Origin of the sequence: Paenibacillus sp. FSL W8-0919, assembly GCF_038003785.1 — a bacterium.
Taxonomy (GTDB): Bacteria; Bacillota; Bacilli; order Paenibacillales; family Paenibacillaceae; genus Paenibacillus_AQ; species Paenibacillus_AQ lactis.
Window position 1 is genome coordinate 1911546 of the sequence record NZ_JBBOPV010000001.1, and the last position, 14687, is coordinate 1926232.

The following is a 14687-nucleotide window of genomic DNA, read 5'->3' on the forward strand; positions in this document are numbered from 1 at the left end:
GAGATGAGCGGCGGAAAGGAGTTACCGGACAGTGAGTATTGAATTTGACAATAATCTGCCGATCTATTTGCAAATCATGACCTATCTGAAGAAACAGATCATTATCGGCAATCTTCAGCCTGGAGATAAAATTCCATCAGTGCGGGAGCTCGCAGCCGAGCTCCAGATCAATCCGAACACGGTGCAGCGAACTTTTCAAGAATTGGAGCGTGAGGGTATTGTGGAGACGCGGCGGGGATTGGGCCGGTATGTGACAAGCGAGGAATCGAAAATTATGACCATTAAGAAAGAAATGGCCGGCGAGCTTCTGGAGCGGTTCATTCGCGGCATGCAGGAGCTGGGCTTTAAGGATCAGGACATCGTCAGCATCGTTGAAGATGCCGTGAAAGAACCTTAATGAATACAAGTGAGGTGGAGCGAACATGGAGAATCTGCTGCAAGCCCGAAATATAAGCAAAGTTTATGGCGGAGGGCGTAAGGCGCTGCACGACGTATCCTTAAGCATCGGTAGCGGTAAAATCATCGGACTGCTGGGTACGAACGGAAGCGGAAAGAGCACCTTCATGAAAATCGCCGCTGGCCTGATGCAGCCTTCGAAGGGAAGCATGGAAATCGCGGGCATGCCGGTCGGCCTTGAAACGAAGGCGGAGGTATCCTTTATGCCGGACCGCCCGTTGACCGAAGGCTGGATGAAGGTATCGGATGCGATTGAATACTTCCGGGATTTCTTTGCTGATTTTGACCCCGATAAAGCACGCAGCATGCTGGAATTCATGATGTTGAACCCGGAGGACCGGGTAAGCACTCTCTCCAAGGGGATGAACGAGCGGCTGCAGCTGACGCTGGCACTATCCCGAAATGCCAAGCTGTATATGCTTGACGAGCCGATCGGCGGGGTCGACCCCGTAGCCCGGGGCAAAATTTTGGACGCCATCGTCAAATTCTACAATGAGGACAGCAGCATCATCATATCCACGCATTTGGTCAGCGATATCGAGCGGATATTTGATGAAGTCATCTTTATTCGGGACGGAGAGATCGCCATGCATGACGAGGTGGAGAACATCCGAATTAAACATGGCAAGAGCATAGATGAGATGTTTAAAGAGGTGTATGCATAACATGATGAGATTGCTGAAGTACGACTGGAAGAGAAATGCGACGACGCTGCTGGGGGCCCTCGCGGTGCTGCTGATTGTGCAGGTTCTCATTACGGTAACCGGATCGATAAGGCACTGGGAACCGGGCATTATGATGATCCTAAGTATGCTTGCCTACGGCTCCGCAAGCGTGCTGCTGCTCGTAGTTACCTGCAAGAACTTCGCCAGCAACATTAAAGCATATCACCGCAGACTGCTTCCCGTCCGCTCGGTGTGGAGCATTGCGTCATCCCTGTTCCTGGCGTGCGCAACGCTGCTGGTGCTGTCTATTTTGATGCTTGCCCATGCATGGCTATATTGGAGAATGTCCGGTTTGCCATGGGAAGCTCTCCATCTATCCGAATTGCCGATATGGTATTATGTGGCGAACGCTTTATTGGCGGCATGGCAGTTCATCTTCTTAATGATTACGATCTTCTTCGCGATTACCGTGTCGAGGAGCGTTACGAAAAAAGGCAGCGTCTGGATCGGCATCCTGGTATTCTTCGTGCTGCATTACCTGCTCGGTTGGATGAATCATCTGCTCTTCGGAACGGAGGATCTGTGGATCGGGCCTGCAGCTACGATTCAGTTCGGGAACGAAACCAGCGTGAACATATCGCCAGGGGAGTACGTGTTCGCCTGGGGCGGACTTGCGTTTGAACTCGTCATAGCAGCGCTGATCGTCTATGCGACCGCATATCTGATAGATCGTAAAGTTGAAGTGTAACGAATCATAAGGCTTAACCTTTGGGGAAACTGTCGTCACGGCAGTTTCCTCTTTTTTTTGGGCTGGGGATCAATGTCGGCGCCCAAACTCCGAGGCAGGTGTCGGAGATAGAGGTTAACATACGATTCGTTTCACTTAAATTTCACCTGTTGTTCACCACCATAAAAAATCAAGGAATTGTTAGAGGGACTTCGAATAACCCTTGGTATACAAGCATTTATGCAAGAATACGAACTTGATCAAAAATATATTAAAGCGGTTACAAAAAAATCTTGACGATGTCATTTTTCTCCATTATGATATCGGTAAGTGAAACGTTTCAACTGATAAATATAAGTTTGAGAGAAGAGAAGGAGTTACGTGAATGGCAACTATGAAGGATGTAGCCAAAGCGGCGGGGGTGTCCTTGTCGACTGCATCTTACGCGATCAACGGCAGCAGCAAGATCAGCGAAGCGACAAGAGCGAAGGTTATCGAGGCGGCCAAACAGTTGAATTATCAAAAGAACGGTTTGGCGACAGACCTGAAGCGGAGCAGCACGAAGACGATTGCGCTGATTTTGAGCGACATGTCCGGTCCGTATTATTCGGAGTTGATCCGAGGGGTGCAGGAAGTCGCGCTCGAGAACGGTTACGACCTTATTGCCTGCAGTTCGTTCGGCGGCAACGAATCGACCGCGATTAAATTTCTGAGAGAGAAGCGCGTAGACGGCGTCATCATCTCGGAACACAATCTCCATGACGAAGCGATTTTGCAATCCGCACGCAAAGGCTTCCCGATCGTCGTGCTTGACCGGTACCTCAAGGGCGATTATATCTACAATGTTCTTGTCGATAACGAGAAAGGCGGCTATATGGCGACGGAGCTGCTGATCAAGAACGGCTGCAAGCAAATCGCGTACATCAGCAGTTCAAGCAATTCCTATGATCACAAGCTGCGTTACAAAGGGTATTTGCAAGCTTTAAGCGATTACAATCTCGAATGCACATCCAACTTGAATATCAACGGAAGATTTACGATCGATGGCGGCTATATGGCAACAAAATTGCTGATCGGCCAGCGCCAGCTCCCGGACGCGATTTTTTATGCGAACGACGAGATGGCGGCAGGCGGCATTAAAGCTTTCCAAGAGGCCGGTATCCGGGTTCCCGACGATATTTCGATCGTCGGCTTCGACGATATTTTCCTCGCCGAGCACATGAACCCGCCGCTTACGACAATCCGTCAGCCCAAGTACGAGATCGGCTCGCTAGCTGCCCACCTGATTGTGCAGCTATTGGACGGCCTTGAGCTTGAGCATGAGTATGTACTGTCGACGGAGCTGGTCGTGCGAAGATCCTGCAAGCTTCGCTACTAGGCCTTCGCAAAATTAAAGTGAAAGCGTTGCCATTATCCAGGACCCGGTTTGAGCGCCGTACGCTTTTCACGGAAGGCGATGGAAAATAAACAACAATAATCAAAAGAGAGGGATCAGTATGAAGAAAACCGTTGTATTCGCTCTTATTCTTACGCTGCTGGTCGCACTGTTAAGCGGTTGTTCGTCGAGCAAGACCGACAACGCAACGGAGCCGAACCAAGGGCAGAACCAGGAACAAACGAATAAGCCTGGCGATGATGCAAATGTCGGCTCGGGCGAGAAGATTGTGATCAATTATGTGAACTGGAACCTCGGCACCGAAGCCGAAAACAACATTGAAAGAAAAATGATCGCGGCGTTCGAAGAGGCTCATCCGAACATCGATATCCAGCTGGACGAATCGTTCGACTATTCGAAATACGGCGATTCCCTGGCGGCTGCAGCGGCTGCGGGCAAATTGCCCGACGTCATGATGCTTCCGAACATTCCGTTCGGCTTGACGAACGAATGGCTGCTCAACCTTAACGACATCGCTGCATCCGATCCGGAGTGGGCAAACATTCCGAAGGCGCTCGAGAACGCCACGCATTACGGCAGCGGAATCTACGCCGTGCCTGCGGGGATGTTCTTCCAGGGTTACTTCATCAATCAAGACTTGTTTGAGCAAGCTAACCTGCCGGAGCTGAACTACTCTCCGACTTGGGATGAGTTCCTGAACGCGGTAAAAACGCTGAACAATCCTTCGGAAGACGTTCTTGGATTGTCCGAAGCAGTCCAAATTCCGGACTGGTACCCGGCCTCCGTGAATTCGAAGCTCGGCTGGTTCACATGGGACGGACAGCAGTATCACTTGAACGACCCGGTGTTTATTGAAGGCGTGAACAAGGCGAAGGAGATTATGCAGGGCAAATACACGTTCGATAGCCTGTCCGAAGACGAAAAAGCGAAGTACAATGCCACCTGGCACGGCGACGTGTGGAATCAAGGAAAGGTTGCAGTCCGGTGGGAAGGCACATGGGCAACGAAGGATTTCAGCAATCTGAACTTCAAATCCAAGTTTATCGGCATCCCTGGCGGCAAATTTATTTTGATCGGTGATTTCATCGGTATTTCGAAGAGCACCGAGCACCAACAAGAAGCATACGAATTCGCTAAATATATGACGTTCGGCAAAGATGGCATTTTGAAGCGTATGGAGCTGAACACGGACGGTTCGTATACATCCCTGCCGATGACGACGGACCAAAGCATCCTTGATCAATATTTCGCTAACGGCGGCTATGAGGGATTGAAGGAGGCTTACGATAACATCGACAATGCGATTTTGGAGGGCGTCAAGTTCATTCCGGGCGTTGTTAGATCCAGATGGGAAGCGCCAACCGGCGTCAAAGTCGGCGACAAGGAAAACGCCAACCTCGGCGATTTGATTCTTGACAGCATTAAGGGAGGTACGAAGATCGAAGATTACGCGGAACAAATCAATAAGCTTGCGAACGATGAATACAAGGCAGCAGCCGACGCAATCTCCGCTTTGACACAGTAACCTACGACCGGTGGCCAGAGGAGGTAGAATCCATGTTAAGGCGTAGAGGAGCCAAGATCACCTTCAGCTTGATCTTGATTGGAATCATCATGATCTCAGGCATCAGCGGCTTTATTAGCAGAGGGAATGGTGATGCCGATTCCAATTCCAATATGGTCAATAACCGTAATTCTGCCTCTCTGGATCAAAGGGAGAAAGAAGGAATGATTCCGGCCGACGGGGGATCCTTCAGGATCGCCCCATCCCGTTTTATAGCCGATTCCAACTTACCGATTCTTGCCAGAGAGGCTGCCTACGGTTACGATGACGGCGCGATTCACCTGAAGAAGGGCGACTCCTTCGCAGCCGAAATTGAAGTTCCGAAGGAAGGCGAGTATACCCTGTCATTCGATTATTTTATTCTTGCCGAAGGATTGCAATCTACGGAGTACAGCATTCAAGTAAACGGAAAATCCCCTGCTCTGGAAGCCAATCGATTTGTTCTCCCGCCGCTGTGGAAAAGCAACACGGATACGTTTCCGAAGGACCGCTACGGGAACGAAGTGATGCCGACGCAGGTGCGGGCGGACGAGTGGCAGACGATTGAATTCGCGGATCCGAACCGGATGAATCCGGAGCCGATCAAGATCAAGCTGAACAAAGGGAAAAACATCATTAAATTTACATTGATGAACGGAGAATTGTTAAACGGCAGCATTACCGTTGCAGCTCCGGCTGCATTGCCGTCGTATGCGCAATATGCCGCCCAGCACATCGATAAGACAGAAGCGAAGTCGGCAATGATTGTGAAGGAAGCGGAAAAGCCCGATTTCAAAAACGATACGACGATCAACCCGCTGCCAAGCAGAAACTTGGGAGTAAGCCCTTATGCGACGAACCTGCTGCTGCTCAACACGCTTGGCGGAAAAACATGGGATATATCGGGCCAAACGGTTTATTACGACATCCATGTGGAACAGGACGGCCTGTACCAAATCGGCGTTAAATATAAGCAAGAGGACAAACCGAATTCCCGAGTGTTCCGGACCTTTACGATCAACGGGCATATTCCCTTCGAGGAAGCGAAGCATTATCCTTTCGAGTATTCGACTTCATGGAAGACCGAAGTGCTGCAAGGAGTTGAAGGCCCTTATCTGTTTTACTTAAGCAAAGGAACGCATCGAATCGGGATTATGGCGGATGCGAGCCCGTATTACGATGTGATGCAATTGCTGCAGCAATCCATTAAACAGACCAACGATCTGACATTGGAAATCCGCAAATTAGTGGGCAACGACGTGGATCAGAATCGGGAGTGGGAGATTACGGAGCACTTTCCGACTATTCAGGGAGATTTAATTGATATAGCGAAGGCGCTTAGCCAAGAGTATGAGAAGGTGGTCATGCTGAACGGCGGCGTAGACAGCTCCAAGGGCCTGACTGCAATGAAGATGGCGGTGGGCAGCCTGGAGAAGCTGGCGGCCGAGCCGAACCAAATTCCGCGTAAGCTGAATGAGCTGAACGGCGGGGCCGGTTCCGTGACGCAGAACTTGTCGAATGCGATCACCGATTTCGAAATGCAGCCGCTAACGGTAGACCAATTGTACATTTCGAACAAAGGCGCTTCTTATCCGGAGCATAAAGCCTCCTGGATCAACTCCGTATATGAAGGCACAAAGCAGTTCTTCCATACGTTCCGGTCGCCGAAACGGCAGGACAACGACGATGGAATAACGTTGAACGTCTGGATGAACCGGCCTAGAAACTATATGGAGCTCCTGCAGCGGATGGTGGACGAACAGTTTACGCCGAAGACGGGCATCAAGGTGAATTTCTCGACATTGCCTAACGAGCAGCGGCTTACGCTTGCCGCCTCATCCGGCATCGCCCCGGACCTGGCTCTCGGTATCAGCAACAATATCCCATTCGATTTGGGCTTCCGGGGCGCAGCGCTCGATCTAAAGCAATTTGGCGACTTCGGCCAAGTGATCGAACCGTTCTCGCCCGGGGCGCTGCTGCCGCTCATCGTGAATGACGAAGTATACGGTGTTCCTGAAACGCAAGATTTTTACGTACTGTTTTATCGGAAGGATATATTGGATTCGCTCAACATTCCTGTGCCGGATACATGGGACGACGTCATCGAAATCATGCCGGAGCTGCAGCGGTATGGCATGAATTTCTATTCGCCGATCGCCGGCGCGACGGGAATGAAGCCGTTCATGGCTACCGCGCCTTTCATTTATCAAGCGGGCGGGGATATATTCGGAAAGGACGCTTTTGAGACGGGAATCGACAGCAAGGAGTCGCTGAAAGGCATAGAGCTGATGACGAATTTGTTCAAGCTGTATGGTTTGCAGATGCAGGTGCCCGTATTCTATGAGCACTTCCGTTCCGGAAAAATGCCTCTGGGCGTCAGCAACTTCGCTACGTATATCCAAATGCAAGTGGCGGCTCCCGAGCTGAAGGGCTCGTGGAAAATCGCTCCCGCGCCAGGGATTACGCGCAACGGGGTGACGGAACGATGGGAGCCGGGCTCGGCGCAAGTGTCGATGATCTTTAAGAGCACCAAGCATCCCGACGAAGCCTGGCAATTTTTAAAATGGTGGATTTCAACGGAGACGCAGGTGCACTTTGCTAACCAGCTGCAAACGTTGTACGGCAAAGAATATTTGTGGAATACCGCCAATAACGAAGCCTTCTCCCAGCTGTATTGGCCGGAGGAAGACAAACAGGTCGTTCTGGAGCAGTGGAAATGGCTCAAGGAAGTGCCCAAGTCGCCTAGCGCCTATTTAATCGAACGCGAATTGAGCAATATTTGGACCAAGGTTGTATTCGACGGGGAAAATATCCGTTCGGCCGTGGAAGACGCAGTGAACGAGATCGACAAGGAAACGGCAAGAAAGATGGAAGAGTTCGGATATATGAAACAGGGCAAGGTTGTCGCTCCTTACCGTATCGCAACAATCGAGGATGTAGAAAGTTGGGTGAGAGGAAGAGATGGAAACTAAGTCCGAAACAGCAGCGCTGCCGCGAATCGACGGGACGCCACAAACCCGCAGCAAATTTAAGAAATGGAGAGAAAAGGAAGGCTCCGCCTACCTTTTCCTCGCTCCCTATCTATTGCTTTTTTTTATCTTTATCGTGCTTCCCGTCATATTTGCGGTCGGGCTCTCTTTCACAAGCTTTAACGCGATTCAAATGCCGAAGTTTATGGGGCTCAAAAATTATATCGATCTATTTATGAGAGACAGCGTGTTCATGCAGTACGTCTTGCCGAACACCTTGAAGTTTTCGCTCATCGTCGGCCCGATCTCGTATATTTTATCGTTCCTTCTCGCTTGGATGCTGGCGCAAATTCAGCGCGGTCCGAGAACGGTGCTCGCCTTGCTCATCTATTCGCCTTCCCTTACGATGGGCGTCGCGATGGCGGTCGTATGGAAGACGATATTCAGCGGAGACCCGACGGGCTATATTAACAGCCTGCTGATTCGCAACGGCTTCATCACGCAGCCGATCCAATGGCTTCAATCGCCCGAGTATTTGCTGCCGATCATGATGGTCGTCACGATTTGGAGCAGTATGGGCATCGGGTTTTTGGCGATGCTTGCAGGCGTCTTGAACATCAATTCGGAGATGTATGAAGCAGGATATATCGACGGGATATCGAACCGCTTTCAAGAAATCGTTCATATTACGATTCCGTCCATGAAGCCGCAAATGCTATTCGGTGCCGTCATGGCGGTCGTTAACACATTTCAAGCAGGGCTCATCGGGGTTCAGCTGTCGGGTACGAACCCGACGCCGTCGTATGCCGGACAGTTGATCGTCAATCACATTGAGGATTACGGCTTCATCCGCTACGAGATGGGTTATGCTTCGGCCATTTCCACCGTTCTTCTCCTGGTTATTTGGCTTTGCTCGAAGATCGTATGGAAAATGTTCGCCGAGAAAGAGTAGGAGGGAACAAGTATGGCTTCATTTCAAGGAACAAAGATGAATCCGAGCCGATTTCATATCAGTCAGTTGAAGTTCTACCTGATTCTGGCTCCCCTCTCGGTTTTCATGGTGATGCCGATCATTTTTATATTTTCGCATTCGCTCAAACCGATGGACGAATTGTTTGCGTTTCCCCCGAGGTTTTTCGTTCAAAATCCGACGATGGATAACTTTCGGTTCCTGTTGTCGACATTTACGGTTTCCGGCATTCCGGTCAGCCGCTATATATTCAACAGCGTCGTCATTACGGTCGTGACGGTGTTCGCGACGATTTATATCAGCGCAGCAGCCGGATACGCCTTCTCTAAGAAAAATTTCAAGCTGAAGAACACGCTGTTTTCGATTAATACCCTCGCGCTTATGTTTGTTCCGGTCGCCGTTTCCATTCCGAGGTACTTCCTCGTCGTCAAGCTCGGATTGATCAATGACTTCTCGGTTAATATTCTTCCGCTCTTGGCGATGCCTGTCGGCTTGTTTCTATTGAAGCAGTTCATTGACCAAATTCCGAATGAGCTGATAGAGGCTGCCCAGATTGACGGAGCGAACGACTTTACGATCTTCCGGAAAATCATCATTCCGATGACGATGCCGGCGATCGCCACGATTGCGATCCTGGCGTTCCAGCTCAGCTGGAACAGCATAGAGCCGGCGACGCTGTACGTCAATGACGAGGAATTGAAGAACTTTGCTTATTATATGTCGACCTTTACGGCGACCAACAATGAAGTGGCGGGCCAAGGGATATCCGCGGCGGCCGCGCTCATCATGTTTATCCCGAATTTGCTGATCTTTATCTTTATGCAAAGCCGGGTTATGAATACGATGGCTCATTCCGGTCTGAAATAGGTGTGAAGCAGATGAAAAAGAAGACGGTAGGCAGATGGGTGTTGCTCGTCGTAATTGCAAGCTTTCTGCTCGTTCAATTCTCGGCTCCGGCTATGGCCGCTGCGCCGTATCAAACAGGGACCGAAGGCCCGGGAGGCATGATCGTCGGGACGCAAACCGCATATGAACCGGACGGAATGATTCGGCTTGACGTAAACCAGCCGGCGGATCTGTTCTATGATGAGCCGACCGGAAAGCTGTATATCGCGGATCCCGGAAATGCAAGAATCGTAGTGTATGAAGAGAACAACGCATCGCAAACGATCGGAGAAGACGTCTTATCGAATCCTTCCGGCGTGTATGTGGCCGCCGATCGACTCGTTTACGTCGCGGATTACGGGTTGAAGCAAATTGTCGTGTTCGACGAGCAGGGAAAGCTCGTGAAACAGTTCGGCCGTCCGGAGGAACCGATTTACGGCAAAAAGAATGATTTTGCACCGAAGAAGGTAGCGGTAGATAAACGCGGCAACATCTACGTCATCAGCGAAGGCTCCATCAACGGTGTCGTGCAGTTGAACAACGAGGGGCATTTCCTGGGTTACGTCGGCGCGAACCGAACGAGCCTGTCGATGAAAATGCTCATTCAACGCTTCATTTTTACCGAAGGACAGAAGGCGCAGCTGTTCAAATCGACGCCGCCGTCCCCGACCAGCATTGTGCTTGATTATCAAGGGCTGCTGTACACGGTAACCAATGGAATTAGCAGTGACGGCATCAAGAAGCTGAATATTGTCGGCGATAACATATTGTCCTCAAGCTCTTGGACCAGTGATTCGATGGTGGATATCGACGTGGATGCGGGCGGAAACATCTATACGGTAGACGTCAATGGGCTCATCTGCGTTTACGACAGCTTTGGCAATTTGCTGTTCATGTTTGGCGGAGGGGACGACAAGTATGAGCGCCAGGGGCTGTTTAAAAGCGCCTCGGCCATTGACGTCACCGACTCCGGGCGTACGCTGTACGTCGCCGACAAAGAGCGGAACGTCATTAACCGCTATTCGATCACCCCGTTCGGAACGAAGGTTTATGAGGGCGTCGACCAGTACAAGCAAGGATTATACGTGCAGAGCGAGGACATCTGGAACGAGATCCTCAAGATGAACAGCTATTTTATTTTGTCGTACAAATCGTTGGCTGAATCGTATTTCAAGCAAAACCAGAATAGCAAGGCTCTGGAGAGCTTCCGGATGGCGGAAGACAAGGAGGGTTATTCCGACGCATTCTGGAAAATCCGCAATGATTGGCTTCAACAAAACATTAATGTCGTCGTATATACCGTATTTGCCATCATCGTTGCGGGTTACGTCATCCGAACGCTGCATCGGCGGTATCGCGTGCTGCAGCCGCTTGTACGATTGAGAAACCGCGTGGCGGACATTAAGCTGGTGAAAGAAATCGGGTTCATGTTCTACTTCCTCAAGCATCCGATCGATGCGGTCCAGGAGCTGAAGGAACACAAAAGGGCGACCGTCCGTTCGGCGACGGTTCTGTATGTCTGGATGCTGCTGCTTCAAATCATTCTGGTCTATGCCAAAGGATACTTGTTCGCAAGCGGAGATCCCGACCAAATGGACTTATTGCCGATCATGCTGACCACGGCCGTTCCGCTAATATTCTGGGTCGTTATGAACTATATGGTCAGCACGATCAGCGACGGAGAGGGAAAGCTGTCGGAGGTTTATATCGGCACGATTTACGCGCTGTCGCCTTATTTGATATTCGCGCTCCCGATCGCATGGATCAGCAACGTGCTGACGTATAACGAAAAATTCGTCTACGACTATTCGATGATGTTTATTCAAGGCTGGTCGCTGCTTCTCGTTTGCATCATGGTGAAGGAGCTGCATGATTATACGTTCAGGCAGACGGTGCGGAATTTGTTCCTAACGGTCTTCGGCATCGTATTGGCTGCCCTGGTTATTTTCTTGTTAGTGCTCTTATTTAATCAAGAAGTGGAATTCATTCAAACGATCATTCAGGAGATGAGAAACCGTGCTTAACAAAGTGAAACGAATAGCTGCTCTATCGTTAACGTTCCTGCTGTTGGCCGGTTTGATCTCGATCGCGGCGCTCGCGCAGCAGGGAGTGAACCAACCGGAAGCTCCAGGCGCCGGTGCGGACGCATCGGGCGATCGACTCGCATCATACGAGAAAGCTGCGGAAAACGCTCGCTTGGCGCTTTATGTAAATAAGGACACGCTCGGCATCAAAGTCCAAGACAAACAGAACGGTTATGTATGGGACGGCACGCTCGATGAGAAGGACGACAAGCTGAACAAATCGTGGCAATCGCTCTTCGAGTCGGGCTTGAGCGTGGAATACATGGATGCCAAACGGAAAATCAGCACCGCGCCGGTAACCGGAGAGCAAGCAAAGATTGCGGTTGAGCCCATGGAGGACGGCTTCTCGGCGAACGTGAATTACGAGAGGCTGGGAATCTCGCTGAAGCTGGAAGTTCGGTTGACGGAAGACGCGATCGAATTCAAGGTTCCGGAGAATTCGATTCAGGAGACGAATAAGGACAACCGGCTGCAATCTCTCTACGTGTATCCGTTCTTTGGGGCAACCAAGGGAGTTCAGCCGGATAAAGGATATATGCTCATTCCTGACGGCTCGGGAGCGCTCATCAGCTTGAACGAGCAGACGCTGGCGACGCAGCCCTATATCGGGAGAGTGTTCGGCGACGATCTCGGGATGAAGGGCAGCCCGCAGCTATCAGAAGGAATGGCGACACCCGTAGAGCAAGTGTATCTGCCGGTGTTCGGCATCGCCCATAAGGAAGGCGGCAACGCTTTCGTTTCCATGATCACGGGCGGCGCCCCTTACGCGGAAATCCGCGCTTATCCGGGCAATGTGACCACGACTTACAATTGGACCACGGCGAAATGGATATACAGAGAAAACTACTTCCAGTCCTTGGACAAAGAGGGCAAGGGCATCACCTTAAACCAGGAAGAGAAGAACCAATTCGACGCTTCCATGAAAGTCATGCTTCTTTCCGGCAAGCAGGCCGATTATTCCGGCATGGCAAACCGGGTGCAGAGCGAGCTTGTGCAGCGGGGGGAGCTGCCCGCCAAGAAGGACGGCGCGGATCCGCTCCCGCTCCGCATCGAATTTTTCGCCGCGGACAACCAAAAGCAATTGATTGGGAGCGAAGTCATCCCCATGACCACCGTGGACCAAATGGACGATATACTGACCGATCTGCGGGCAAATGAAGTGGACCGCATGATGGTTGTTGTCCGCGGCTACACGGAGGGCGGCGCTACCGGAGCATCTCCTACACATTTTCCGTTTGAAGAAAAGGTAGGCAGCGGGGACGATTGGAACGCATTCGTGGAAAAGTATAAAGCATTAGGCATTCCCGTGTACTTTTATACCGATTACGTGATGGCCGGGGCGACGGCGGACGGATACGGCAAGGGGGACATCGCCCAGTCCGTTTCCAAGCAGCTGCTTTCGTTCTACGACACGTCGTACTACCTGCAGCCGGCAGCGTCCGCGAAGCTGTTTGAGAATGAAATTTCTTCATTCCAGAAGCACGGCATCGACCATATCGCGATGGACTCAATAGGTAGCAATCTTTTTTCCGCTTATGGGAAGTCCTCGTCTACGCGCAGCGGGTCGATCGAGACGTATACGTCGATGCTGCCCCGGGATTCCATCAACAGCTACGCATTTTACAAGCCGAATTATTACCTGTGGAGGTTTGCCGACCGGGTCATGGATCTGCCGATGAGCACTTCAAGCTTCCTGCTGGAGAGCGAAGAGGTGCCGTTCCTGCAGCTTGTGCTGAAAGGACATGTTGATTATTACGCCCAGGCCTCCAATTTCAACGCGAACCCGCAGAAGGAGCAACTGAAAATGATCGATTACGGCAGCTACCCGTCCTTCATCCTGACCGACGAGGATCCGATCAAGCTGGCTAACACAGAGTCGTCATGGTGGCTGTTCACTTCGCAGTATTCGGTGTGGAAGGATCAGGCCGTACATGAATATCGGACGGTTGCGGAAGCCCTGAAGGCTGTTGCGGATGCGACCTTTGACAAACGTGAAAAAGTGCGGGAAGGCGTATTTAGAAACACCTACTCGAACGGTACCGTCATCTATGTCAATTACACCATGAATGAAGTTACGGCGGACGGGAACAAGATTCCGGCGCAAGGGTTCTTGGTCCGGGAAGGAGGCCGTTCATGAAAATCCGTTACCGGCTTAGAGAGGCGCTTATCGGCCTATCGTTTATCTGGATTTGGATCGTTGGTTTTTTGGTCTTCACCTGCTATCCGTTGATCCGCACCTTGCTGTTCAGCTTCAGCCAAGTAAAGATTACCGCAGAAGGAGTCAAGACAACGTTCATCGGCTGGGAAAATTACCGGAACGCGCTGTTCCTGAACGTTGAGTTCGGCGATACCTTGGCTACCTATTTTGTTGAGACGCTTGTGATCGTGCCGATCATCGTCGTGTTCGCGTTAATCGTCTCCCTTCTGCTGAACGTGAAAATCCGCGGCAAAGGCATCTTCCGGACGATTTACTTTCTTCCGGTCATTATTACAAGCGGACCTGTCATCAAGCAGCTGATGGATCAAGGAGCCACTACGCTCCCGGGCATTCAGACGATTATCGAAATGAGCAAGCTTCATGAAAGCATGCCGGAGCTGCTCGCCGATCTGATCGTGTTCCTGCTGACGTCGTTTATTACGATTCTCTGGTTCTCCGGCGTGCAGATGCTGATCTTCCTGGCAGGCCTGCAGAAGCTGGATTCCTCGATGTACGAAGCGGCGAGCATCGACGGCGCCTCCAGATGGGAGTCGTTCTGGAAGCTGACGCTGCCGGCGCTGAACCCGATGATTATCGTCAATATGGTGTATACCGTCATCATGCAGTCCGTCTTTTCGCTGAATCCGGTCATTACTCAGATCCAGAGCGCGATGTATGATGCGAAATACGGAATGGGCTATTCCGCTGCGATGGCGTGGATCTATTTCCTCGTCATGCTGGTGCTGCTAGGCGTGCTGGTGCTCGTAACGAGGCAGCGGGAAAGGAACCGTTAGG

General features: G+C 51.1%; 11 protein-coding genes. All 11 read left to right on the top strand.

All coding sequences use genetic code 11. The annotated features are described in order from the left end of the window. Positions 1-31: 31 nt before the first annotated feature. The 11 genes from NST44_RS08160 (at position 32) to NST44_RS08210 (ending at position 14686) form a co-directional block, all read left to right on the top strand. Positions 32-397 (top strand): GntR family transcriptional regulator, encoded by a 366-nt coding sequence (locus tag NST44_RS08160; protein ID WP_007132620.1) that lies wholly within the window; start codon positions 32-34, stop codon positions 395-397. A 25-nt stretch (positions 398-422) separates the two neighbouring features. After that, on the top strand, positions 423-1121 hold the full coding sequence (locus tag NST44_RS08165; protein WP_007132619.1) for an ABC transporter ATP-binding protein: 699 nt from the start codon (positions 423-425) through the stop codon (positions 1119-1121). Between the two features lies 1 nt (position 1122). After that, complete coding sequence (locus NST44_RS08170) at positions 1123-1869, top strand: hypothetical protein (protein WP_007132618.1); 747 nt, start codon at positions 1123-1125, stop codon at positions 1867-1869. A 364-nt stretch (positions 1870-2233) separates the two neighbouring features. Beyond that, complete coding sequence (locus NST44_RS08175; RefSeq protein WP_007132617.1) at positions 2234-3226, top strand: LacI family DNA-binding transcriptional regulator; 993 nt, start codon at positions 2234-2236, stop codon at positions 3224-3226. 118 nt (positions 3227-3344) lie between these two features. Further along, positions 3345-4769, top strand: coding sequence for an extracellular solute-binding protein (locus NST44_RS08180; protein WP_007132616.1), 1425 nt, complete (start codon positions 3345-3347; stop codon positions 4767-4769). Between the two features lie 32 nt (positions 4770-4801). Further along, on the top strand, positions 4802-7759 hold the full coding sequence (locus NST44_RS08185) for an extracellular solute-binding protein (RefSeq protein WP_213616937.1): 2958 nt from the start codon (positions 4802-4804) through the stop codon (positions 7757-7759). Continuing rightward, positions 7749-8708, top strand: coding sequence for a carbohydrate ABC transporter permease (locus NST44_RS08190; protein ID WP_007132614.1), 960 nt, complete (start codon positions 7749-7751; stop codon positions 8706-8708). The genes NST44_RS08185 and NST44_RS08190 overlap by 11 nt, the downstream gene beginning before the upstream one ends. A 12-nt stretch (positions 8709-8720) precedes the next feature. Next, a complete protein-coding gene (locus NST44_RS08195; RefSeq protein WP_007132613.1) occupies positions 8721-9593 on the top strand; it encodes a carbohydrate ABC transporter permease in 873 nt (290 codons plus the stop codon). Between the two features lie 11 nt (positions 9594-9604). Then, complete coding sequence (locus NST44_RS08200) at positions 9605-11635, top strand: YIP1 family protein (protein WP_213616939.1); 2031 nt, start codon at positions 9605-9607, stop codon at positions 11633-11635. Next, entirely contained in the window at positions 11628-13832 is a 2205-nt protein-coding gene (locus tag NST44_RS08205; protein ID WP_213616941.1) for a DUF5696 domain-containing protein, read from the top strand. The genes NST44_RS08200 and NST44_RS08205 overlap by 8 nt, the downstream gene beginning before the upstream one ends. Then, positions 13829-14686 carry a carbohydrate ABC transporter permease gene (locus NST44_RS08210; protein ID WP_340898791.1) on the top strand — a complete coding sequence of 286 codons (858 nt, stop codon included), beginning with the start codon at positions 13829-13831 and terminating at the stop codon, positions 14684-14686. The genes NST44_RS08205 and NST44_RS08210 overlap by 4 nt, the downstream gene beginning before the upstream one ends. The last annotated feature ends 1 nt before the right edge of the window (position 14687 follow it).

What these genes read in the sequence shown, in the direction of transcription:
- NST44_RS08165 (WP_007132619.1), top strand. Translation starts at nt 423, where the DNA reads ATGGAGAATCTGCTGCAAGCCCGAAATATAAGCAAAGTTTATGGCGGA.
- NST44_RS08170 (WP_007132618.1), top strand. Translation starts at nt 1,123, where the DNA reads ATGATGAGATTGCTGAAGTACGACTGGAAGAGAAATGCGACGACGCTG.
- NST44_RS08175 (WP_007132617.1), top strand. Translation starts at nt 2,234, where the DNA reads ATGGCAACTATGAAGGATGTAGCCAAAGCGGCGGGGGTGTCCTTGTCG.
- NST44_RS08180 (WP_007132616.1), top strand. Translation starts at nt 3,345, where the DNA reads ATGAAGAAAACCGTTGTATTCGCTCTTATTCTTACGCTGCTGGTCGCA.
- NST44_RS08185 (WP_213616937.1), top strand. Translation starts at nt 4,802, where the DNA reads ATGTTAAGGCGTAGAGGAGCCAAGATCACCTTCAGCTTGATCTTGATT.
- NST44_RS08190 (WP_007132614.1), top strand. Translation starts at nt 7,749, where the DNA reads ATGGAAACTAAGTCCGAAACAGCAGCGCTGCCGCGAATCGACGGGACG.
- NST44_RS08195 (WP_007132613.1), top strand. Translation starts at nt 8,721, where the DNA reads ATGGCTTCATTTCAAGGAACAAAGATGAATCCGAGCCGATTTCATATC.
- NST44_RS08200 (WP_213616939.1), top strand. Translation starts at nt 9,605, where the DNA reads ATGAAAAAGAAGACGGTAGGCAGATGGGTGTTGCTCGTCGTAATTGCA.
- NST44_RS08210 (WP_340898791.1), top strand. Translation starts at nt 13,829, where the DNA reads ATGAAAATCCGTTACCGGCTTAGAGAGGCGCTTATCGGCCTATCGTTT.